The sequence below is a fragment of the Nocardia abscessus genome (genome assembly GCF_015477775.1).
Lineage (GTDB): Bacteria > Actinomycetota > Actinomycetes > Mycobacteriales > Mycobacteriaceae > Nocardia > Nocardia abscessus_A.
Window position 1 is genome coordinate 897,316 of the sequence record NZ_JADLQO010000002.1, and the last position, 20,681, is coordinate 917,996.

Sequence of the window (20,681 nt, forward strand, 5' to 3'; positions counted from 1 at the left end):
CGGTCAACCCGGGGTGACCAGGCCGGTCTCGTAGGCCAGCACCACCGCCTGGGCCCGGTCACGCAGATTCAGCTTCGAGAACACCTTGGAGACATGCGTTTTCACGGTCTGCTCGGCCACGAAGAGGACCTCGGCGATCTCGGTGTTGGACATGCCTTTCGCGATCAGTTCGAGCACTTCCCGCTCGCGGGGAGTCAGCGCGGACAGCTGCGGCGCCGGCTTGGCGCGGGCGCTGCGACGGCGGGTGACGTCGGCGATGAGCCTGCGGGTGACCGTCGGCGCGAGCAAGGCCTGGCCGTCGGCGACCACGCGCACCGCGCGCACCAGTTCCTCGGCGGGCGCGTCCTTGAGCAGGAATCCGCTGGCGCCGAGGCTCAGCGCCTCGTAGACGTAGTCGTCGACGTCGAAGGTGGTGAGCATCAGTACGCGCACCGGCGGGTCGAACCCGGCGGCCAGAATCGCGCGGGCCGCGTCCAGCCCGTTCATCTGCGGCATGCGCACGTCCATCAGCACGACATCCGGGCGCAGCCGCTTGGCCTCGGCCACCGCGATCTTGCCGTCCGCCGCGTCGCCTACCACGCTGATGTCCGGCTGTGCCGCGAGCAGCGCCCCGAACCCCTGCCGGACCATCGCCTGGTCGTCGGCGATCAACACCGTAATTGCCACCCGCTCACCCTAATTGCCCCGCCCTACTGCCCGCTGGGCCCGTTCGACCGGCGGAGCACCTTCCTGTGAGATGTGGCACACACGCCAGGCCGCCGGGGTTCCCGGCAGTCGGTCACCCGACCCACCGAGGCCGCCCCGTCCACACCGCCAGAACCGATACGCCCAGCAGGCGGGCTCGCTTACCCGGACGCGCACGTCCAGAAGGCGGCAATTACGAACTCCTGCCGCTTACGCCGCGCTCACCCTGGCGCATCTCGGTCGGTCTGCGGCACGCGCCTCGACTCGCACCGATTTCGGAGACGACCCGAGCCGAGCGCGACGCGTCCGCCGGAAGGACAGCGGCCCGCTCAGCGCTGTGGTTCGCCGTTCGCGGCGGCACCGACCACAGCAGCCGCTTCCGGTGCGCTGATCGGAAAGCGCGCGTGTACCCGGAACCCACCGTCCGCGCGCGGCTGCGCTGTCACCTCACCGCCCACGGCGAGCGCTCGCGCCTGCATCCCGGCCACGCCGTGGCCGCCGTTGCCGACCGGTCGTGCTGGCGTGGCTCCCGGCCCGTTCTCGACGTCGAGCAGTAGCTGCGCGCCGCGTGCGATGCGCACCTGGACCGGCGCGCCCGGGGCGTGCCGGGAAGCGTTGGACAGCGACTCCTGTGCGACGCGATAGAGGGCGAGGCCGGTGGTCTCCGGGATCGTCTCCAGCGCACCGTCGACGGTCCAGTCGATGTGGACACCCGCGCGGCGCGCGCCCTCGAACAGGCCGATCACGTCGGACGCCGTCGGCTGGGGCGCGTGCTCGGGCAGCTGACCGTCACTGCGCAGGACGCCCAGCATGCCGCGGATCTCGTTGAGCGCTTCGCGCGCCGTGGCGCCGATGGACTCGAACTCGGCGCGCGCGGCGGAGCCGACACCCTCCACCCGGTACGGCGCGGTCTGCGCCTGCACCACCACCAGGGACATGTGGTGAGCCACGACGTCGTGCAGGTCGCGGGCGATACGGGCCTTCTCCTCCAGGATGGCGCGGCGGGCCCGCTCCAGCTCGTTCTCCTCCTCTTGGCGCTCCAGTTGCCGCCGCGACAGCGCCAGCCCGCGGATGAGCAGGCCGAACAGCACCAGCGCGGCCAGCGCGATCGGCCAGCCCCAGGCGGCGTTGGCGAACGCGTCCCCTTCGCCGGGCATGGTGGTCGCGAACAGCAGGGCCGTCGCCGCCCAAGCCACCGCCACGATCTGCCCCGGCGCGCGCAGCGCCACCGCGAACAGCGACACCAGCAGGCACAGCACGTGGACGACCTGGAACGGCAGCTCGTTGTTCGGCTGATGCGGTATCGCCAGCGCGATCACCAGCGCGGAGCCCGCCGAGATGGCCCAGCCCAACGCCGGGTTGATCCGGACGAGCAGCACCGGGAACGCGGCGAGCGCCGCGATGAACGGCTGTGCCGCGGCGGGCACCGCGTGGGTCAGATGCAGGGTCGGCCAGGCCACCGTGTACCAGATCAGCGCGACCAGCACCGTGCCCAGATCGAACCAGGTCCGCGCGTCCAGCCGTCGCGTCCAGGCGCGACTTTCTCGGTTCATGCCTACGACACTAGGAACTGCCCGCCCGCCGCGGCCTCATACCCACGGGTGATTCCGGCCCGATACCCCGGTGCGAGAGCGCGCGGAGGGCTCACCCGGCGGCAGCGGAAGCGGAACATCCCCGGGCGTGAGGCGGGTGCGCAAGCGGGGTCCCTAACGTCGTCGCCATGAGCACACCGACCAGCGCCGGGCGCCAGACCCGGGCCGCATTGGCCGCAGGAGCCCGAAACCATTCCGCCGCAACCTCTTCCGTCACCGCTCACACGCGACGCTACGCGGCGCTCACCGCGACGGCGTTGACCGCCGTGGCAGCGACGGTATTCCTCGCCCCCGCCCCGCGGGCCGCCGCGGCGGCCGCGCCGATCGAGAGCGCGCAGGCGAGCGCCGCCGTGGCCGAACTGGCCGCGGGCGGCCCCGGCGCGCTCACCGTCATCCCGCCGGACTTCGTCGCGTCGTTCGGCTACCGCCCGAGCACGCTGGACGGGGTGCTGGTCGATCCGAGCGGCGACTGCTCGTCTCCGGTGACGCTGCCCGCCGAGTTCGACACCGCGTGCAAGGCCCACGACCTCGGCTACGACCTGCTGCGCTATGCCGACCAGCGAGGCGAACCGCTGGGCCCGTGGGCACGGCAGGCCCTCGACGCGACGTTGGACCGGCAGATGCACCAGGCCTGCGCGGCGCGCGTCGACCCGTTCTCCCGTGCCCGGTGCGATGCGATGGCGTCGATCGCGCACACCGCCGTCGACTTGAATTCGCGGCGCCAGGACTACGGCGCGCCGGTGGTCGAATCCCTGCTGGGCCCCGCGGATACCGGATCGACGACGAGCTGGAAGTTGCTCGGCGTGCTCGGCGCCGGGATCGCCGGTCTGAGCGCCGTTCTCGTCGTGCGCAATCGACGGAGCGTCCCCGATGCCGTGGCGGATCTGTCGTATGGCACCGGCGCGGCAGTGGTACGGCGATGACTTCCACCGTCACGGAGTTCCTGGATCGCCGCCCACGGGTCGCCGCCGTGATCGGCCGTGTCGCGCCGCCGCGGATCGGCACAACGCTCGGCATCGGAACCGGTGTCCTGGCCTCACTGGCGCCCGGACTGCTTCCGCGCACCCCCGGTGCGCAAGCCGTGCTGACCGGGCTGCTCGCGGCACTCGCCCTCGGCGTGGCCGGAGTGCTGCGAGTCATCCTGCGGCGCTGCGCCTTCGACATCGACCAGCGGCAGCCGTGGCTACGGCTGCCGCTGCTGATCGCGACGTCGGTGCTGGTGGTGGGCGCCGCGGGGAACGCGGGCCATTGGCAGAACCGGCTACGCGCGGCGATGGGTTCGCCGCAGATCGGCGCGGACTATTGGGTGCGGTGCGCGCTCGGCGCCGTTGTGATCATCGGGTTGTTCGTCGGCGTCACCCGTTCGCTCGGTTGGGCTCTGGGGAAGCTGGGCTGGGCGCGGGGAGTCTCGCTGGCCGCCGTCGTGGGGGTGCTGCTGTTTCTGGTCGGCGCGCCCGCGGTGGCCGGATGGCGGGAGTCGGTGTACGCGAGTGCGAATGCGGAATCCGATCCCGCTGTGGTGCAGCCGGCTTCGCACAGTGGGTCGGGAAGCGCCGAGTCGGCGGTGAGCTGGGCGTCGCTGGGCGCCGAGGGACGCAAGTTCGTCAGCGGCGCACCGGCGCGAGCCGTGCGGGTCTACGTCGGCGTGGCCTCGGCGCCCGACCTGGACAGCCGGGTGGCGCTGGCGATCCGGGAATTGGAGCGCTCGGGCGGCTTCACGCGCTCGCACCTGGTCGTCGCGGTGCCCACCGGATCGGGCTGGATCGACGCGAACGCCGTAGCGGGTTTCGACCGGCGCTTCGACGGCGATGTGGCACTGGTCGGTTTGCAGTACTCCTACCTGCCGAGCTGGGCGACGTTCGTGTTCGGCCGGGACGCGGCGGTGACGGCCGCGCGCAGTCTGTTCACCGCCGTGGAACACCATATCCAAGGGCTGGCGCACAAGCCCGAGCTGTACGTGTACGGGCAGAGCCTGGGCGCCCTCGGCGGCAATGCCGTCTTCGCGGACGACGCCGAACAGGACCGCCGGACCTGCGCGGCCCTGTGGGCCGGACCTCCGGCCAACCACGTCCACCGCGGCGGTGCGACGGTGCTGGCCAACAGCTCCGACCCGGTGATCCACTGGTCGCTCTCCCAGTTGTGGCGCGCGCCCGACCTGACCGGCGCCCGCGTCGACGCTCCCGTCCCGCAGTGGCTTCCGGTGATCAGCTTCGCGCAGACCACCGCCGATCTGCTCGCCGCGTTGGACGCTCCCCCGGGCCACGGCCACCGTTACGGCACGGATCAGGGCACCGCCCTTGGTTCCTGCTGAGCCGTTCGGCGCGGCGCCCACACGGAACCGGCATAGAACATGTTCTAATTTGCGCATGGCCTTTGTCATCGACCTCGCCGTCGACATCGACGCTCCCGCCGATCTGGTGTGGCAGGTGATCACCGACTTCCCGCGCTACGGCGAGTGGAATCCCTTCGTCCCGGAGTGCCGCAGTTCGCTGGTGCCAGGCGAGCCGATCGACATGCTCGTCCGCTTCTCCGGGTCGCGCCCGCGCAAGCAGCGGGAATGGATCCGTTCGCACACTCAGGGGCGCGAGCTGAGCTACTCGATGAAGCCGGTGCCCCCTGGCGCGCTGCACAGTCTGCGCTCACACACGGTGACGCCGCTCGCGGACGACCGCACCCGCTACGAGTCGCACTTCGAACTCGGCGGATGGTTGCATCCGGTAGTCGTGGCACTGCTCGGCAAGAACCTGCGGCGCGGCTTCGAGGGCATGACCGACGGCATCCAGAAGCAGGCCGAGTCGCTGCGCGCTTCCTGACGGCGGCGGCCGGTAGGCGTCGAATCGAGCACCGGCCCCCGACTGGAACCAGGCCGACTCATGCGCGCAGATAGGCCAGCGCGGCATCGAGCGCGGCATCGGCATAGGACTCGGTGAGCCCGCCGAGCCCGAGCGACCATCGCATCTGCATCGGGCCGAGCAATAGATCGATGGCGAGTTCGAGGTCCACGTCGGCGCGCAACGCACCCGCGGCGACAGCGGCGGCCAACCGGTCGGCGACGGCGGAGCGCTGGGGCAGCAGCAGGCGCTCGCGATAGGCGCGGGCCAGCTCGGCGTCCTGCTGTATCTCGACGTACATCGCGCGCAGGAACGATTCGAACCCGGGATCGGTCAGGGCGAGGGCCGAACCGCGCAGCAATCGGCGAAGGTCGGCGGCGATGTCACCGGTGTCGGGCAGGGCGAGACCGGCCGGGCCGGAATCGGATTCCAGCATGGCGTCGAACACGACCGCGCCCTTCGACGGCCACCAGCGGTAGATGGTCTGCTTGCCGACACCCGCGCGGGCCGCGATGGCCTCGATGCTCAATTTCGCGTAGGACACCTCACGGATCAGCTCGGCTGTCGCGGTGAGTATCGCGGCACGGGCGCGTTCGCTGCGACGCGCGGCGGAGGGGGTGTCGGCCATGCCGCCACCGTACCAGACGACGAGACGATACGTCTCGTCTTGACAATTCGGCGGCGGATTGGCACGGTATCCCACGAGACGCAGCGTCTCGCGACGAAAGGATCACCCGTGACCAGAACCTGGTTCATCACCGGCGCCAACCGCGGACTCGGCCGGGCCTTCACGACGGCCGCGCTCGCCGAGGGCGATCGCGTCGTCGCGACCGCCCGGCGCCCGGAGTCCATGGCGGAGCTGTCCCACGACCGCCTGACCGTGCTGCCCTTGGACGTTCGCGACCGCGCGAGCGTGATCGCCACCGTGGACGAGGCTTTCGCGCTGACGGGCACGATCGATGTGATCGTGAACAACGCGGGCTACGGCCTGGTCGGCGCCGTCGAGGAACTGACCGAAACGCAGATCCGCGATCAGATGGACACCAATTTCTTCGGGGCCCTCTGGGTTTCCCAGGCGGCCGTGCCGCATCTGCGCGCACAGGGCTCGGGGCACATCGTGCAGATCTCCACGGTCGGCGCGGTGGGGAGTCTCCCACTGTTCGGCCTGTACAACGCGAGCAAGTGGGCACTGGAGGGCTTCAGCGCCTCGCTCGCGGACGAATTGCGCCCCTTCGGGATCCGGGTCACGCTCGCGCAGCTGGGCGGCTTCGACACCGACTGGGCCAAATCGAGCATGCGGTTCGCCACCGGCATCCCCGCCTATGCGGAGCTGCGCGGCGCCATCCTCGGCATGCCGGACTACCCGGCCGTCGCCGAGGCCGCCGCGACCGGAAGTCCGGCCTCGGCCGACGCCGAGTCGGCGAACACGCGGAGCGAATCCGTCGCTCCCGCGGCCGAATCGGTGCCCGACTCGGCCGCGGATACCGAATCCGAATGGGCCGAAGCGCCACCGGAGGTCGGCGCCGCGGGCCTGATCGCGTTGGCGAACATGCCGAACCCGCCGCTACGCAAGATCATCGGTCCCGGCGCGCACGACATGGTCGCGCTCGCTCTGGACCAACGCCGCCGCGACTACGCCACCGATCCCGAATTTACTTGGCCCGCATAGCGAACTCGCAGAGCCGCTCCGCTCCTCGCGATCTACGGGGAGCGAAGCGGCTGTGCGACGAACGTCAGGCGATGGCGCCGCGGGCGGCCTCGTAGGCGGCGCCCACCCGGTAGAGGCGGTCGTCGGCGAGAGAGGGCGCCATGATCTGGAGCCCGACCGGCATGCCGTCGTCCTTGCTCAGGCCGGAGGGAACCGACATGGCCGGGTGACCGGCCAGGTTGGTGGGCAGGGTGCACAGGTCCGACAGGTACATGGCCAGCGGATCGTCCACCTTCTCCCCCAGCTTCCACGGCGTGAACGGACTCGTCGGCGAGACGAGCACGTCGACCTGCTGGTAGGCGTTGTCGAAGTCGCGGGCGATCAGCGTGCGCACCTTGAGCGCCTGGCCGTAGTAGGCGTCGTAATAGCCCGCCGACAGCGCGTAGGTGCCGATCATGATGCGCCGCTTGACCTCGGGGCCGAACCCGGCCGCGCGCGTGGCCGCCATGACCTGCTCGGCGCTGTGCTGCCCGTCGTCGGCGACGCGCAGGCCGTAGCGCATGGCGTCGAACCGCGCGAGGTTGGACGACACCTCCGACGGCATGACCAGGTAGTAGGACGACAGTGCGTATTCGAAGTGCGGACACGACACTTCGACCACCTCGGCGCCGAGATCCTTCAGTACCGCCACGGCGGCGTCGAAGGAGGCGAGCACGCCTGGCTGGTAGCTGTCGGAGTGCAGTTCCTTCACCACACCGACCTTCACCCCGCGCAGATCGCCCTGCGCACCCGCGCGCGCGGCCGCCACCACCGGCGGCACCGGCACGTCACGCGAGGTGGAGTCGCGCGGGTCGTATCCGGCGATCACCTCGTGCAGCAGCGCGGTGTCCAGCACCGTCCGGCCGCACGGACCGCCCTGGTCCAGCGACGACGCGCAGGCGACCAGCCCGAAGCGCGACACCGTGCCGTAGGTCGGCTTGGTGCCGACGGTCGCGGTGACGGCCGCGGGCTGGCGGATCGACCCGCCCGTGTCCGTGCCGATGGCCAGCGGCGCCTGGTTGGAGGCCAGCGCGGCCGCGGAACCGCCGCCCGACCCACCCGGGATGCGGGTGGTGTCCCACGGGTTGCGGGTGGGGCCGTAGGCCGAGTTCTCGGTGGAGGAGCCCATGGCGAACTCGTCCATGTTGGTCTTGCCCAGGATCGGAATGCCCGCCGCGCGCAACCGCGTGGTGACCGTCGCGTCGTACGGCGACACCCAGCCTTCGAGGATCTTCGACGCGCAGGTGGTCGGCATGTCCGTGGTGGTGAACACGTCCTTGAGCGCCAAGGGAACTCCGGCCAGCGGCGAGGCGGGCGCCGCTCCCGAGGCGATCGCGGAGTCCACCGCGGCCGCGGCCTCCAGCGCCTGCTCCCCCGCGACGTGCAGGAAGGCGTGGTACTCGCCGTCGACCGCGGCGATCCGGTCCAGGTGCGCCTGGGTGACCTCGACCGAGGACAGCTCGCGGCCGTGGATCTTGTCGGCGAGCTCGGCCGCCGACAGCGTGGTCAGGTCGTTCATTCGGCCTCTCCCAGAATCTGCGGCACCATGAACCGCTGCTCTTCGACCGCGGGCGCGCCGGAGAGCGCTTCGCGCGGGGTCAGGCCCGGCACCACTTCGTCGGGGCGGGTCACATTCGTCGCCGGATTCGGCGAGGCGGTGGCCGGGACGTCGGCGGCGGCGACCTCGGAGATGGTCCGCACGTGGCTCAGGATCGAATCCAGCTGTCCGGCGAACTGATCCAGTTCCGCATCGGACAGCGCGAGCCGGGACAGCCGGGCGAGGTGTGCGACCTCGTCGCGGGAGATGGCGGGCACCGCGGGACCCCTTTCGGCTTCGTTATCAACAGTGCTCAACCCACACAGCCTAGCCATTGGCGACCTGGCCACCGCCCGGCACCCGCGCTTCGTCGGCGCGGCGGCGCAACCGGCGGCCAGCAGGCCCCTGGCAACTCGCCGGGGCGCGCGACACGTCTGCACGAACTAGCCCGACACGCCGCTTTGGCGTGAATTCACCGAGTGGCGTGCGTCACTGGACGGACTTCGACTCGATAACCGGGCGTAAGGGGTGTAAGTATTGCGTGACCCGGGTATCCGTTCAGAGCCTCGGCCGCTCAAGGAAAGGAAACGCACGTGTCGTATCTGCTCCGCGTGCAACTTCCGGATCGACCGGGAAGTCTCGGTGCGCTCGCGCTCGCACTCGGCTCCGTCGGCGCGGACATCCTCTCGCTGGACGTGGTCGAGCGCGGCGCGGGCTACGCCGTCGACGATCTGGTCGTCGAGGTACCTTCCGGCGCACTCCCCGACACCCTCATCACCGCCGCCGAATCGATCGGCGACGTGCACGTGGACTCGATCCGCCCGTATTCCGGCGTGCTCGACACCCACCGCGAACTCGAGCTGATCGATCAGGTGGCGAGCGCTCGCGACGACCGGATGCAGGTGCTGGTGGACGGCGTTCCGCGAGTACTGCGGGTCGGCTGGAGCACGATCATCGACATCGGGCCGCAGGGGGCCTACCGCGTGGTCGGCAGCCCGAGTGCGCCACAGACACAGGCGGGTTCGGCGCCGTGGATGCCGCTGGAGAAGCCCACCGTGCTCGATCCCGAGGCCGACTGGGTGCCGGAGATCTGGCGCGACATGGACACCAAGCTGGCCGCCGCTCCGCTCGGCAACACCGGCAAGGTGCTGCTGCTCGGCAGGCCGGGCGGCCCCGACTTCCGGCCCTCCGAGGTGGCCCGGCTCGGTTACCTCGCGGGCATCGTCGCCACCGTCCTCGGCTGATTCCGCACCGGCGCAAGGGGTTTCGGATACCACCCGCCGAGCATGCGGGCGTTGCACAGGTATCCCCGCCTGCGGGCGTCGCGCGGGCCGTGCCGATGAAAGCGGCGTCCGATCGCCCTCGCAGGCAGACGCCTCCGCAGGTAACGCCGAGCGACTGTCGCAGTCGCGTGCCGGGGAGCCCGACGAACCGTCAGGCCGACTCGCCGGAAGGGTCGAGCGGTAGCCGGAGAACGTGCAGCAGGTCCCCCGCGCTGGTCCGCCAGTCCCGGCTCGGCACGGGACGGAAGCCGAAGCGGTCGTACATCCGGCGGGCGTCGACCATGGCGGGCATGGTGGTGAGGGCCACCGCGGCGCGACCCTCCGCGCGGGCCAGGTCGATCACGGTGCGCACCAGTGCCGTTCCCGCGCCGAGCCCGCGCGCGGCCTTCGTGACGGCGAGCATGCGGAACTCCAGCTCACCCGGAAGCGCGATCTCCGCGTAGGGGGTACCGGCCGGCGCGACGGTGAGCGAGCCGACGATCCGGTCGGCGTGCGTGGCGACCAGAATCCGGGCCGACGCGGCGCGGCGGGCGGTGTCGGCCAGCTCGCCCGCGTACCAGCTGCCCTCCTCCACATAGCCCTCGCCGACGTAGACCTGCACGGTCAGCTCGCCGACCGCGTCGTACTCGTCCGGCCGCGCCGACCGGACGACGACACCCGACTCCCGCACATCCATACCCGGCATGATGCCATCGGCCATAACGTGAGCTACGGCACGGCCGGCCCGCCTACCGGGTCCGGCGCACCACCGCCGTCTCGCGTCGGCGCGCTGCTCGCGGGCGGTTTACGCCGTCGTGACGCGCTGCCGGCGATCGACGGACGCCGACGCAGCAGCCTGGCAGCGGACGCCACCACCGAGCGGTAAGAGCACCGACCTCCGCAACCGGGAGCCGGTCCCCGAGGACGACGCCGGGAGCATCGGGCGGCGACGCCTCAGACGGCCCGGGCGATCTGCCAGCGGTCGGGCTTGCCCGCCGGGTAGACGACGGTGAGCAGATCACCGGTCTCCGGCCAGGAACTCGTATCCCAGACGAAACGGCCGTACACGACCTTGCCGGAGACCGAAGGACCGGTCAGGTTCCCGGTGATGGTCACGTATTGCTCGCCGGGAGCATCGGGACGCGGGCTCACACCGGTGATGTACAGCGTCCCCTCCTCCGGGTTCGCCGGCCGATAACCCCGCTTGCCGCGGATCACGAACACGATCAGCGATACGAGCACCGCGGTCAGGATTACCAGCGAGGCGAACTCCAGCATGGTCTCAATGCTAGGTGCGCGTCACACCGGCGCGAGCTCGCTGGTGCCGTGAACGGTGCGCCGGACGTGCCAGACCGACGTGCGGGTGCGTTGCGAACGCCCGTTGCCCCGATCGATCAGCAGGCGGTTGTCGGTGGTGAAGATCAACTGGGCGCCACGGGCATTCGTCTCCGGATTCTGGAACAGCTGGATCAAGCGGTCGGTCTCCTCGGCGGGCAGGCACGCGCCGATGTCGTCGACGGCGAGGACGCGGCCCGCGTCCAGTGCGTCGAGCATGACGGGCAGCACCCGCAGCAACGACAGCGTCGCGGAGGATTCGTCGCCGATCTCGAACGGGGTGTCGATGCCGTCGTGCACCAGGTTCAGTCCCACGCCGCGCCGGGCCACCATCCGCGCGTACAGGGCGTCGCGCGCCGCCTTCAGGTTGGTCAGCTCTCGCTCGAGCAGCGTGCCGGTGAGGCCGTTGTCGCGCAGCAACTGGTCGGCATAGGCGGGCGAGCCGGCGCACAGGTCGATCTGTTTGCCGAGGCCGGCGATGTCGGCGTCCAGTTCGCGCAGGTAGTCGGCGTACAGCGGGTCGTGCTCGGCGACGAGCAGGTCGGTGATACCCAGCTCGGCCGTGCGCAACAGCATCAGCAGCCGCGCCGCGTTCTCCGGCGACCGGGAGATGTGGCTGCCCAGCCGGTGGGCGATGGCGTCGGGTTCGGCCGGACCGCGCTGCACCTCGAGCATGGACTCGAACCATCGGTACGCGGGCACGAGCGCGTCGGAGTACATCTGGCCCGCGAGGCTGAGCAGCAGGGCGTTCGGACGGACCAGCGGAGCCAGCGCGGTGATCCCGTACCGCGACGCCTCGAACATCGGGCCGATCTTGATCTGTTCGCCGCTGCGCTCGAACACGATCCGCTTGCGCGAGCGCGGATGGGTGTGCAGCCATTCCGCGGTCACGTCGGCGTTGTCCAGCCGGAACCCGTAGGTGTACGGCACGCCCTCGGCGACGAACGCCGCCACGAATTCCGAAGGCCGGTTCACGAATCCGAGATGCGGCGCGCGCGCCGGGCCCGCGTACGGGTCCCACCCGGTCACCGAGTGCAGCACCGCGTCCCGCATCTGCCAGAGCGCATCGATCAGGTTCGTCTTGCCCGCCGCGGCGCCGCCGTGCACGGCGGTCACCGGCACGGCCACCGGCCCGCTTCCCTTGGTGAGCCGCAATTCCTGCTCGTCGGCCAGCGATCTGTGATTGGTCACCTGAAAACTGCGCAGCATGCCGTCATACTTCCGTCTGCGCGACAGGCGGGCGACACCAGCCCGGTGACGTCCGCGATCCGCGCCCAACGCCGCATGCAACGGCGACCACGCGCGGGCGCGTTCGGCCATCGCGTCGAACTCGTCGAGGGGGAGGTGCGGCCGGTGGTGATCGGGTCGTGGCACGGCCGAGCGCGGTCACCGGGACAGCGGGTGTGATAGCGGGTTAGCATGCCTGCACGTTGCGGCTTGCCGCGGCGTACTGCCGAAGTTGTTCGATGGGATGAGGGTAACGATGGAACCGACGGTTCGTCGTCTTGTGGTTCGAAGCTCCGTCGTCGCCGCGCTCGCGCTGGGCTCGCTGGTCGTGGCGCCGGAGGCGGTGGCGGACGCGCCGTGTCCGGCGGGCGCCGCACGGGTGTTCCTGTCCGACAGCACGAACACCTGCCAAGGTGGCGGCACGGTCAGCTACGACCCGCCCGGCGTGGTGTCGAAGGTGTGCTCGACGCCGACCGCCGACGTGTCCGCCGAGGCGACGTTCAAGAACCGCCGGGGCAAGCTGATCACCCAGAAGCTCGACCTGAGCAGCGGCCGCTGCGGACGATTCGACATCGCGGGCCAGCTGGGCGCCACGGTGACGGTCACGGCCAACTGAGTCTGCCGCCCGCGCCGAACAACAGAGCGCTGTCGCCGAACTCGTGCCACAGATAGCCGGTGTCCACGGCTGCGGCATAGGCGGCCGCGACGGTTTCCTCCCCTGCCACCGCCACCAAAAGATCCAGGTGTGACGCGCCCGGGGCGTGCCAGCCTGTGATCAGACCGTCCACCACCCGGGCCGGGCGTCGCGCTCCGAGTACCAGGTCGGTCCACCCACCCGACGCGTGGACCAGACCCGACGGGTCCGCGGCGGTCTCCAGCGCCCGCGTCACCGTGGTACCGACCGCCACGACGCGTCCACCGGCGGCCTTCGTGGCGTTCACCAGCCGCGCCGTCGAGTCGGGCACGACGAACCGCTCCGGGCTCGGCGGCTCCCCGGCCTCCGGCGAGGAGACGCCGGTGTGCAGGGTGATCGGCGTGAGCGCGACACCGGCGGCGATCAGATCCAGCACCAGACGCTCGGTGAAGGGGCGTGCCGCACTGGGCATTTCCGCGCTGCCCGGTAACCGGCCGAAGACCGTCGAATAGTAGGAGGCCGACCATCGCTGCGACACATAGGAATACGTGATCGGGCGGCCGTGCGCGGCCAGCAGCCGAGGCACGTCGGTGGTGATGTCCGCGCTCCAGAGGCGTTGCCCGCCGGGCAGCCAGGGCGTGCGCAGGGTCGCCTCGGCACCCGGCAATCGCAGCACGGTACCGGACGAGAGCCGCTCGGCCGGATGAGGAGTGCGCTGAGTCGTCCGGACCTCCACGACCCAGCGGCCGTCGTCCGACCAGGTGGAGAAGTGCAGCACCACCGGCTCGCCGTTCAGCGTGGCGTCGACGGCCGACGACATGGTCGCCGAGTTGTTCACTACGACGAGATCGCCGGGGCGCAGCCGGTCCGGCAATTCACGGAACACGGAGTGGGTCAGTTCCGTGTCGGCGACGAGCAGGCGTACGTCGTCGCGCGCGATCCCCCGCGCCTCCGGCGGGGCGGCCGCATTGCGTTCCGGGGACAGGTCGAAGGACGGCAGGGCGGTGCGCACCGTCATGACGCGCGTCCGGCCACGAAATCCGCTGCGGCATACCGCCCGTTCCCGGGTTTCTCCGCGAGCAGCCGCAGCAGCGCGGGGACCACCGTCCCCGGCTCGGGCCGATCGGAGATGTCGACGCCGGGAAACGCCGCCTGATGCATCTCGGTGCGCATGTCACCGGGATCGAACGCGTAGATCGACAGGTCCGGATGCTCCGCGCCGAGGATCGCGGTGAGCTGGTCGAGCGCCGCCTTCGACGAGCCGTAGCCACCCCATGCGGGATACGGCTGCGCCGCGGCGTCGGAGCTGATGTTCACCACCGCGCCGCCTGGGCGCATCAGCGGCAGCGTGAATCGCAGAATCGCCAGTGGCGCCAGCACATTCGTGCGAAGCACCCGCTCGAACTCGTCGAGCGGATAGTCCGCGAGACGTGGCAGCGGACTCGGCCCGAGACGGCTGGCATTGTTCACCACCAGGGCGAGTTCCCCCGCACCCCGCGCGGCATCCGCCAGCCGCGCACGATCCGCGGGATCGGTGACGTCGCCGGGGATCGCGCGGAACTCAGGGCCGAGTTCGGCGGCCACCCGCCTCAACCGGTCGGCATGGCGCGCGGTCCCCAGCACCCGCCACCCCTGTCCGATCAGCGCTCGCGCGAGGGCGGAGCCGAATCCGGCTGACGCGCCGGTGATCAGTGCAGTAGGACGAGCCATGACGACCTCCTGGTAGTGGCCTACCAGTCGATCCTCATACCTCAACGTATCTTCAGGTCAAGCGCCGGTCACTCCTCGGCTTCGGCGTCCTCCGCGGCCGTCTCCGGCGCGACCGCTTCGGGGCCGCCCTCCAGCAGCCGCCGGAACCCCTCCTCGTCGAGGATCGGCACACCGAGTTCCTCCGCCTTGGCGGCCTTGGAGCCGGGCGCGTCACCGATCACCACGAACGCCGTCTTCTTCGATACCGAGCTCGCGGCCTTGCCGCCGCGCACCAGGATCGCCTCCTTGGCGCCATCGCGGGTGAAGCCTTGCAGCGAGCCGGTCACCACGATGGACAGGCCCGCCAGATTGCGCTCGATCGATTCGTCGCGCTCGTCCTCCATCCGCACACCGGCGGCTCGCCACTTCGCCACCACGGCGCGGTGCCACTCGACGGTGAACCACTCCGCCACCGCGGCGGCGATGGTCGGGCCGACGCCGTCGGCCGCGGCCAATTCCTCGAGCGACGCCTCCTGGATGCGGTCCAGACTGCCGAATTCGGCGGCCAGCGCCCGCGCCGCGGTGGGGCCGACGTGCCGGATGGACAGGCCGACCAGCACCCGCCACAGCGGCCGGTCCTTGGCGACGGCCAGGTTCTCCAGCAGCCGCTTGCCGTTGGCGGAGAGGCTGCCGTTCTTGTTCGCGTACAGCGAGGTGGTCAGCAGCGCCGCCTCGTCCAGGTCGAACAGGTCACCCTCGTCGGTGATGGCGCGGGACTTCAGCAGATCGATCGCGCCCTCGTAGCCGAGCGCCTCGATGTCGAAGGCGCCGCGGCCTGCCACGTGGTACACGCGCTCGCGCAACTGCGCCGGACAGAACTGCTGGTTGGGGCAGCGGATGTCGGCGTCGCCCTCTTTCTCGGGGCGCAGTTCGGTGCCGCACTCGGGGCAGTGGGTCGGCATCACGAACTCGCGCGCGTCCTCGGGCCGGGCATCCACCACCGGACCGAGCACCTCGGGGATGACGTCGCCCGCCTTGCGGATGGTGACCGTGTCGCCGATCAGCACACCCTTGCGCTTGACCTCGGCGGCATTGTGCAGTGTGGCCATCGCGACCGTGGATCCCGCGATGGACACCGGCTCCATCACCGCGAACGGCGTCACCCGGCCGGTGCGACCGACGTTCACCTGGATGTTCAGCAGCTTGGTCGTCGCCTCCTCGGGCGGGTACTTGTAGGCGATGGCCCAGCGCGGAGCGCGTGAGGTCGAGCCGAGACGGCGTTGCAGCGCCGTCTCGTCGATCTTGATCACCTGGCCGTCGATCTCGTGCTCGATGTCGTGGCGGTGCTCGCCCCAGTAGGCGACCCTCTCGATAACCGCGTCGATGCCCTGCACCCGCCTGGTGTGCTCGGACACCGGCAGGCCCCACGCGGCGAGCGCGCGATACGCCTCGTACTGGGAGGTCGGCAGGTAGCCCTCGATGCGGCCGAAGCCGTGACAGATCATGCGCAGCCTGCGCCGCGCGGTGACCGACGGATCCTTCTGACGCAGCGAACCGGCCGCGGTGTTGCGCGGGTTGGCGTAGGGCGGCTTGCCCTCGGCCACGATGGCGGCGTTGAGCGTCTCGAAATCCTCCAGCCGGAAGTACACCTCGCCGCGGACCTCGAGCACCTCCGGGATGGGGAACTCGTCGCTGGGGGTCAGCTCGCCGGGGATGTCGTCGATGGTGCGCGCGTTGAGCGTCACGTCCTCACCGGTGCGTCCGTCGCCGCGGGTGGCGCCGCGCACCAGCCGTCCGTTGCGGTAGACCAGGTTCAGCGCGACGCCGTCGATCTTCACCTCACACAGATAGTGCAGGTCCGGGCCGGTCTCCGCCTCCACCCTGGCAGCCCAGGCGCGTAGCTCGTCGACGTCGAACACGTTGTCCAGCGACAGCATCCGCTCGAGGTGGTCGACCGCGGTGAAATCGGTCGCGAAACCGCCGCCCACGAGCTGGGTCGGCGAATCCGGCGTGCGCAGGTCCGGATGCTCGTCCTCCATGGTCTGCAGCCGCCGCAACAGCGCGTCGAACTCACCGTCGGAGATGATCGGCGCATCCCGGACGTAGTAGCGGAACTGGTGCTCACGCACCTCGTCCGCGAGTTGCTGCCACTCCACCCGCTGCTCTGCCGTCGCCGGGGCCGCCGCACTGTCGCTGTCACTCACGCATCGCACATTAGCCGAGGCCACCGACAGCGCCTCGTCATGTTCGCGCACGTCGCCGCGCCCGACGACACGGATTCCGGCCGGTCCGTTTCCACGCCGAGCACGACGCCAGGCCGAGCACGACCCCGCACCGAGCACGACCCCGCACCGAGCACGATGCCGCCACGATGCGGCGGCAGCACTCGGCCATGGCATGCCGTCCGCGACGGTGCGGCGAGCCGCGCACCGAACCGGTGTCCCGCGGATCCCGCCGGAGGTCAGGAGAACGAAAGCTCCTCCGGCTCCTCGGCATACGCGCGCGCGATCTCCGCCGCCAGGCGCAGCGCCCGCCTGCTCCACTCCAGCGGGACGCCCCCCAGACCACATGCCGGACTGACCGCCACCCGTTGCGCCAGCGTCCGGCGGCCGAAGCCGAGTCGATCGACCAGCCGGACGCCCGGCTCGGCGAATGCGCGCCAGGTGACCGCGCTCGGCTGCGGCTCGGTCGGGACGACACCGAGCACCAGCTGCTTACCCGCTTCGAGGGTTTCCCCGACCTCGTCGAGTTGCCCGGTGCCGATCGTGCTCAGGTCGAAGCCGATCGCGGCGGCGGCGCTGCGGCGCAAGAGGCCGAGCGCGGGCGGTTCGGCGCAGCTGTGCACCAGCACCGGCGCGGACTGGGCGGCGATCACCGTGTCCAGCAGGGCCAGCGCTTCCGGCTCGGGCAGCGCGCGCATCGTGTTCAGCACGCTCACACCGCGTAGCGAGCCGTCGAGCACCGCGGTCAGCGACGGTTCGTCCAGCTGCAGCACGACGTGCGCGCCGAGCCGCTTGCGCACCTCGGCGACGTGCTGGGCCAGCCCCTCGGCCAGGGACGCGGAAAGGTCGCGCACCGCACCGGGATCGGTGAGCACGCGGTGACCACCGGGCAGCTCGACCTGTGCGGCCAAGGTCAGCGGGCCCGCCGATTGCACCTTCACCACACGGCGGCCGTCGGACAGACCGGCGTTCTCCCACGCTTCCTCGAGCGCGTCCAGATCGGTCCGCAGCAGGTCATGGGCCCGTCGGGAGACCGAACCCGGCCGCTGCGCGAGCCGGTAGCCCCGCGGCGTGGTGTCGAAGCGCAGGTCGACCAGCAGGGCGGAGGCCCGGCCGATCAGGTCGGCGCCCGCACCGCGCCCGGGCAACTCCACCAGGTGCGGCAGGTCGCCGAGTTCGCCCACGATGGTCGCGGCGGCCTCGCGCGGGTCCAGGCCCGGCCAGGAGCCGACGCCGGTGGCGATTCCGCCCGGCAGGAGCACCGCCTCGGTCGCCACATCGGCCCCACTGTCTCGCTCCACGTCATCCGTGCCGATCTCGTCCACCGCCGCCGTACTCCGTCCGTTCGATTCCGCCGTCACGCGATCCCGCCGCCCTCGGCGGCTGGACCGGTCTTTCGGTGCCTCCACAGCGCACAGGCCGTGAGGGACAAGAGCGCCGGAAGCCGCGGCCGCGCCGGCCGGTCCGGATCACCGGCTCGCGTCGGCCCTCGCTTCACTCGCGCCGGACTCGCGCGCGGTGCCGGAGATGGTCCCGCTGCCGATCACCTCATCGCCCTCGGGATCGGGACGGTAGAGCACCACTGCCTGGCCCCGCGCGACGCCGGTCAACGGCTCGCGCAGCCGCGCGACCAGACCGTCGCCCACCGCCTCGGCGACCGCGGGCGCGGTGCCGCCGTGCGCGCGCACCTGCACCACGCACTCGATCGGGCCCGCGGGCGCGGAACCGGAGGTCCAGATCGCGCGCTCCGCCTCGACCGTCCAGACCTGGAGGTCCTCGGCCGAACCGACGCGGACCGTGCCGGAGTCGGGATCGATGCCGGTGACGTACCGCGGCTTGCCGTCGGCGGCCGGGCCCGGCAACCTGAGCCCCTTGCGCTGGCCGATGGTGAAACCGTGCACGCCCTCGTGCCGCGCGAGCACCTGACCGTCGGAGTCGACGACCGCACCGGGCCGGACGCCGATCTTCGCGCCGAGGAAGGCCCTGGTGTCGCCGGAGGGGATGAAACAGATGTCGTGGCTGTCCGGCTTGTTCGCGACGGCGAGGCCGCGCTCGGCGGCCTCGGCGCGGATCTGCGGCTTGGGGGTGTCACCCACCGGGAACATCGCGCGCTCGAGCTGCTGCGCGGTCAGCACCGCCAGCACGTAGGACTGGTCCTTGTCGGCGTCGACGGCACGGCGCAGCACGCCGTCCGCCAGCCGCGCGTAGTGGCCGGTGACCACCGCGTCGAAGCCGAGCGCCACCGCGCGGTCGGCCAGCGCGGAGAACTTGATCTTCTCGTTGCAGCGCAGGCACGGATTCGGCGTCTCGCCCGCCGCGTAGGCCGCGACGAAATCATCGATGACGTCTTCCTTGAAGCGGTCGGCGAAATCCCACACGTAGAACGGGATGCCGAGCACGTCGGCGGCGCGCCGGGCGTCCCCGGCGTCCTCCTTCGAGCAGCAGCCGCGCGATCCGGTGCGCAGCGTGCCCGGTGTCGCGGACAGCGCCAGATGCACGCCGACCACCTCGTGACCGGCGTCGACGGCACGCGCCGCCGCCACGGCCGAATCCACACCACCGCTCATCGCGGCGAGTACCCGCATCAGACACCTCCTTTCGCACCGGCCAGGCCCGCGGCCTTGGCCCGTTCCACTACCTGCGGCAATACTTCCAGCACGGCGTCCACGTCGGCGCGCGTCGAGGTGTGCCCCAACGAGAAGCGCAGCGATCCGCGCGCCTGCCACGGCTCGACACCCATCGCGATCAGCACGTGACTGGGTGTGGCGACGCCCGCCGTGCACGCCGAGCCGGTCGAGCATTCGATCCCGGCCGCGTCCAGCAGCATCAGCAACGAATCCCCTTCGCAGCCCGGGAAGGTGACGTGCGCGTTACCGGGCAGACGTCGCTCGCCGACCGGGCCGTTGAGCACCACGTCCGGCGCGGCCGCGCGGATGCCGTCGATCAGCGCGTCTCGCAACGTGATCAGTTCGGCGGCGCGAGCGGGGAGTTCGACCGCTGTCTGGCGCAGCGCGGCGGCGAGCCCGATGGCCGCCGCCGTATCCGACGTTCCCGAACGCAGGTCGCGCTCGTGCCCGCCGCCGTGCAGCAGCGGCACGCACGGCACCTGCCTGCCGAGCAGCAGCACCCCGACCCCGTGCGGACCGCCGACCTTGTGGCCGGCGAAGCTCGCCGCGGCCAGGCCGCTCGCGCCGAAATCCATCGGCAGCTGAGCGGCCGCCTGTACCGCGTCGCTGTGCATCGGCACGCCGAATTCCTGTGCCACCGAAGCCAGTTCACCGATCGGCTGAATGGCGCCGACCTCGTTGTTCGCCCACATGACGGTGACCAGCGCGACGTCGTCGGGATCGGCGGCGAGCGCCGCCCGCAGCGCGCCGGGCGCGACCAGGCCCTCGGCGTCCACCGGGAGCCAGGTCACCTCCGCGCCCTCGTGCCGCTGTAGCCACTCCACCGCATCGATCACCGCGTGGTGCTCGACGGAACTGGCGACGATCCGGTTCCGGCGCGGATCGGCGTCGCGGCGCGCCCAGAAGATGCCCTTCACCGCCAAGTTGTCGCTCTCGGTGCCACCGGAGGTGAAGATGACCTCCGAGGGCCGGGCGCCGAGGTCGGCGGCGATCGACTCGCGCGCCTCCTCCAGCAGCCGCCGGGCGGCGCGCCCCGAGCCGTGCAACGACGAGGCGTTGCCCGTGGTGCGCAGGGCAGCCGTCATCGCCTCGATGGCCGCGGGCAGCATCGGTGTGGTGGCCGCGTGATCGAGGTAGACCGTCTGGGGCGCAGCACCGTTGACCGGACCCGAAAAAGCCGACTTCATGACCAGTTAAGGATAGCCGTCACCGTCAGCCGGTTATTCCCCCCTCCCGCGCGCCCGCGAGGGCTACGTTCCGCCGCGCGAACAGCCCTGTGAGCGGGCGAATCCGGTGGTATCCACCTATTGAATGTACCGCTAAATAGCGGTACGTTGTTTGATGTATTGATCGC

General features: G+C 71.0%; 21 protein-coding genes. 7 read left to right on the forward strand and 14 right to left on the reverse strand.

Going from position 1 to position 20,681, the window contains the following annotated elements; genetic code table 11:
• Positions 1 to 3: 3 nt before the first annotated feature.
• Both IU450_RS09865 and IU450_RS09870 read right to left on the reverse strand, forming a co-directional pair.
• On the reverse strand, positions 4 to 666 hold the full coding sequence (locus tag IU450_RS09865) for a response regulator (protein ID WP_043695664.1): 663 nt from the start codon (positions 664 to 666) through the stop codon (positions 4 to 6).
• A 347-nt stretch (positions 667 to 1,013) separates the two neighbouring features.
• Positions 1,014 to 2,237: a sensor histidine kinase gene (locus tag IU450_RS09870; RefSeq protein WP_195149393.1), complete on the reverse strand. Its 1,224-nt coding sequence runs from the start codon at positions 2,235 to 2,237 to the stop codon at positions 1,014 to 1,016.
• A gap of 167 nt (positions 2,238 to 2,404) precedes the next feature.
• Between IU450_RS09870 and IU450_RS09875 the strand changes: the two genes are divergently transcribed.
• From IU450_RS09875 to IU450_RS09885, 3 genes are read left to right on the forward strand one after another with little or no spacing between them, the layout of a single operon-like run.
• Entirely contained in the window at positions 2,405 to 3,199 is a 795-nt protein-coding gene (locus tag IU450_RS09875) for a hypothetical protein (protein WP_195149394.1), read from the forward strand.
• Entirely contained in the window at positions 3,196 to 4,587 is a 1,392-nt protein-coding gene (locus IU450_RS09880; protein WP_195149395.1) for an alpha/beta-hydrolase family protein, read from the forward strand. The genes IU450_RS09875 and IU450_RS09880 overlap by 4 nt, the downstream gene beginning before the upstream one ends.
• Positions 4,588 to 4,642: 55 nt before the next feature.
• Positions 4,643 to 5,089 carry an SRPBCC domain-containing protein gene (locus IU450_RS09885; RefSeq protein WP_195149396.1) on the forward strand — a complete coding sequence of 149 codons (447 nt, stop codon included), beginning with the start codon at positions 4,643 to 4,645 and terminating at the stop codon, positions 5,087 to 5,089.
• A gap of 58 nt (positions 5,090 to 5,147) precedes the next feature.
• Here the strand turns inward: IU450_RS09885 and IU450_RS09890 are convergent, their stop codons facing one another.
• Entirely contained in the window at positions 5,148 to 5,735 is a 588-nt protein-coding gene (locus IU450_RS09890; RefSeq protein WP_195149397.1) for a TetR/AcrR family transcriptional regulator, read from the reverse strand.
• A 108-nt stretch (positions 5,736 to 5,843) separates the two neighbouring features.
• On the opposite strand from IU450_RS09890, the gene IU450_RS09895 reads away from it, so the two are divergent.
• Positions 5,844 to 6,776: an SDR family NAD(P)-dependent oxidoreductase gene (locus IU450_RS09895; protein WP_195149398.1), complete on the forward strand. Its 933-nt coding sequence runs from the start codon at positions 5,844 to 5,846 to the stop codon at positions 6,774 to 6,776.
• A 64-nt stretch (positions 6,777 to 6,840) separates the two neighbouring features.
• Here the strand turns inward: IU450_RS09895 and gatA are convergent, their stop codons facing one another.
• Positions 6,841 to 8,313 (reverse strand): Asp-tRNA(Asn)/Glu-tRNA(Gln) amidotransferase subunit GatA, encoded by a 1,473-nt coding sequence (gene gatA, locus IU450_RS09900; protein ID WP_195149399.1) that lies wholly within the window; start codon positions 8,311 to 8,313, stop codon positions 6,841 to 6,843.
• Positions 8,310 to 8,609: an Asp-tRNA(Asn)/Glu-tRNA(Gln) amidotransferase subunit GatC gene (gene gatC / locus IU450_RS09905; protein WP_195149629.1), complete on the reverse strand. Its 300-nt coding sequence runs from the start codon at positions 8,607 to 8,609 to the stop codon at positions 8,310 to 8,312. The genes gatA and gatC overlap by 4 nt, the downstream gene beginning before the upstream one ends.
• Positions 8,610 to 8,924: 315 nt before the next feature.
• Between gatC and IU450_RS09910 the strand changes: the two genes are divergently transcribed.
• Positions 8,925 to 9,575: an amino acid-binding protein gene (locus IU450_RS09910; RefSeq protein WP_043729290.1), complete on the forward strand. Its 651-nt coding sequence runs from the start codon at positions 8,925 to 8,927 to the stop codon at positions 9,573 to 9,575.
• Between the two features lie 190 nt (positions 9,576 to 9,765).
• Here the strand turns inward: IU450_RS09910 and IU450_RS09915 are convergent, their stop codons facing one another.
• The 3 genes from IU450_RS09915 to IU450_RS09925 form a co-directional block, all read right to left on the reverse strand.
• On the reverse strand, positions 9,766 to 10,290 hold the full coding sequence (locus IU450_RS09915) for a GNAT family N-acetyltransferase (RefSeq protein WP_416382852.1): 525 nt from the start codon (positions 10,288 to 10,290) through the stop codon (positions 9,766 to 9,768).
• 257 nt (positions 10,291 to 10,547) lie between these two features.
• Positions 10,548 to 10,871 (reverse strand): hypothetical protein, encoded by a 324-nt coding sequence (locus IU450_RS09920; protein ID WP_195149400.1) that lies wholly within the window; start codon positions 10,869 to 10,871, stop codon positions 10,548 to 10,550.
• 21 nt (positions 10,872 to 10,892) lie between these two features.
• On the reverse strand, positions 10,893 to 12,137 hold the full coding sequence (locus tag IU450_RS09925; protein WP_195149401.1) for an AAA family ATPase: 1,245 nt from the start codon (positions 12,135 to 12,137) through the stop codon (positions 10,893 to 10,895).
• A 45-nt stretch (positions 12,138 to 12,182) separates the two neighbouring features.
• On the opposite strand from IU450_RS09925, the gene IU450_RS09930 reads away from it, so the two are divergent.
• Positions 12,183 to 12,335 carry a hypothetical protein gene (locus IU450_RS09930; RefSeq protein ID WP_195149402.1) on the forward strand — a complete coding sequence of 51 codons (153 nt, stop codon included), beginning with the start codon at positions 12,183 to 12,185 and terminating at the stop codon, positions 12,333 to 12,335.
• Positions 12,336 to 12,435: 100 nt separating this feature from the next.
• Complete coding sequence (locus tag IU450_RS09935; RefSeq protein ID WP_195149403.1) at positions 12,436 to 12,771, forward strand: hypothetical protein; 336 nt, start codon at positions 12,436 to 12,438, stop codon at positions 12,769 to 12,771.
• Here the strand turns inward: IU450_RS09935 and IU450_RS09940 are convergent.
• The 6 genes from IU450_RS09940 to IU450_RS09965 form a co-directional block, all read right to left on the reverse strand.
• Positions 12,758 to 13,807, reverse strand: a complete 1,050-nt coding sequence (locus tag IU450_RS09940; RefSeq protein WP_195149404.1) for an S-adenosylmethionine:tRNA ribosyltransferase-isomerase — start codon at positions 13,805 to 13,807, stop codon at positions 12,758 to 12,760. The two genes, IU450_RS09935 and IU450_RS09940, sit on opposite strands and share 14 nt — an antisense overlap.
• The gene (locus IU450_RS09945) at positions 13,804 to 14,499 is read right to left on the reverse strand and encodes an SDR family NAD(P)-dependent oxidoreductase (protein ID WP_195149405.1); all 696 of its coding nucleotides are present in this window, start codon (positions 14,497 to 14,499) and stop codon (positions 13,804 to 13,806) included. The genes IU450_RS09940 and IU450_RS09945 overlap by 4 nt, the downstream gene beginning before the upstream one ends.
• A gap of 68 nt (positions 14,500 to 14,567) precedes the next feature.
• Positions 14,568 to 16,682 carry an NAD-dependent DNA ligase LigA gene (ligA, locus tag IU450_RS09950; protein WP_195149406.1) on the reverse strand — a complete coding sequence of 705 codons (2,115 nt, stop codon included), beginning with the start codon at positions 16,680 to 16,682 and terminating at the stop codon, positions 14,568 to 14,570.
• A 257-nt stretch (positions 16,683 to 16,939) separates the two neighbouring features.
• A complete protein-coding gene (locus IU450_RS09955) occupies positions 16,940 to 17,977 on the reverse strand; it encodes a methionine synthase (protein WP_195149631.1) in 1,038 nt (345 codons plus the stop codon).
• Positions 17,978 to 18,169: 192 nt separating this feature from the next.
• Entirely contained in the window at positions 18,170 to 19,285 is a 1,116-nt protein-coding gene (mnmA, locus tag IU450_RS09960) for a tRNA 2-thiouridine(34) synthase MnmA (RefSeq protein WP_195149407.1), read from the reverse strand.
• Positions 19,285 to 20,514, reverse strand: coding sequence for a cysteine desulfurase family protein (locus IU450_RS09965; protein WP_195149408.1), 1,230 nt, complete (start codon positions 20,512 to 20,514; stop codon positions 19,285 to 19,287). Before IU450_RS09965 ends, mnmA begins: the two co-directional genes overlap by 1 nt.
• Positions 20,515 to 20,681: the final 167 nt, after the last annotated feature.

Excerpts from the sequence above, each read along its gene's own strand:
- IU450_RS09890 (WP_195149397.1), bottom strand. The coding sequence starts at position 5,735 with ATGGCCGACACCCCCTCCGCCGCGCGTCGCAGCGAACGCGCCCGTGCC.
- IU450_RS09940 (WP_195149404.1), bottom strand. The coding sequence starts at position 13,807 with ATGACGGTGCGCACCGCCCTGCCGTCCTTCGACCTGTCCCCGGAACGC.
- IU450_RS09875 (WP_195149394.1), top strand. The coding sequence starts at position 2,405 with ATGAGCACACCGACCAGCGCCGGGCGCCAGACCCGGGCCGCATTGGCC.
- IU450_RS09920 (WP_195149400.1), bottom strand. The coding sequence starts at position 10,871 with ATGCTGGAGTTCGCCTCGCTGGTAATCCTGACCGCGGTGCTCGTATCG.
- IU450_RS09925 (WP_195149401.1), bottom strand. The coding sequence starts at position 12,137 with ATGCTGCGCAGTTTTCAGGTGACCAATCACAGATCGCTGGCCGACGAG.
- IU450_RS09915 (WP_416382852.1), bottom strand. The coding sequence starts at position 10,290 with ATGGATGTGCGGGAGTCGGGTGTCGTCGTCCGGTCGGCGCGGCCGGAC.
- IU450_RS09945 (WP_195149405.1), bottom strand. The coding sequence starts at position 14,499 with ATGGCTCGTCCTACTGCACTGATCACCGGCGCGTCAGCCGGATTCGGC.
- IU450_RS09885 (WP_195149396.1), top strand. The coding sequence starts at position 4,643 with ATGGCCTTTGTCATCGACCTCGCCGTCGACATCGACGCTCCCGCCGAT.
- IU450_RS09870 (WP_195149393.1), bottom strand. The coding sequence starts at position 2,237 with ATGAACCGAGAAAGTCGCGCCTGGACGCGACGGCTGGACGCGCGGACC.
- IU450_RS09880 (WP_195149395.1), top strand. The coding sequence starts at position 3,196 with ATGACTTCCACCGTCACGGAGTTCCTGGATCGCCGCCCACGGGTCGCC.
- IU450_RS09965 (WP_195149408.1), bottom strand. The coding sequence starts at position 20,514 with ATGAAGTCGGCTTTTTCGGGTCCGGTCAACGGTGCTGCGCCCCAGACG.
- gatA (WP_195149399.1), bottom strand. The coding sequence starts at position 8,313 with ATGAACGACCTGACCACGCTGTCGGCGGCCGAGCTCGCCGACAAGATC.
- mnmA (WP_195149407.1), bottom strand. The coding sequence starts at position 19,285 with ATGCGGGTACTCGCCGCGATGAGCGGTGGTGTGGATTCGGCCGTGGCG.